This window comes from Microbacterium sp. ER1, assembly GCF_023383675.1.
Lineage (GTDB): Bacteria > Actinomycetota > Actinomycetes > Actinomycetales > Microbacteriaceae > Microbacterium.
The window spans coordinates 1-213 of the sequence record NZ_QCXO01000097.1; the positions used below are offsets into that span (position 1 = coordinate 1).

Below are 213 nucleotides of genomic sequence, written 5' to 3' on the forward strand. Positions count from 1 at the left end.
CGATGTCTCCACCCAGTGGCTGGGCAATCCGGATGTCGTGAACTATTCCCTGGCCGGCGTCGCCATCTGGCGCTACATCGGCCTCAACTTCGTGCTCTTCCTCGGCGCGATCCAGTCCATTCCCGGTGAGCTGTACGAAGCAGCCGACCTCGACGGTGCCAACAAGTGGCACCAGTTCCGCTACATCATCGCCCCCGGGATCCAGCGCATCAT

The 213-nt window shown here is 62.0% G+C and carries 1 protein-coding gene; it reads left to right on the plus strand.

Going from position 1 to position 213, the window contains the following annotated elements:
- The coding region (locus BV453_RS01900; protein ID WP_249520744.1) for a carbohydrate ABC transporter permease at positions 1-213 on the plus strand (213 nt) is incomplete at both ends.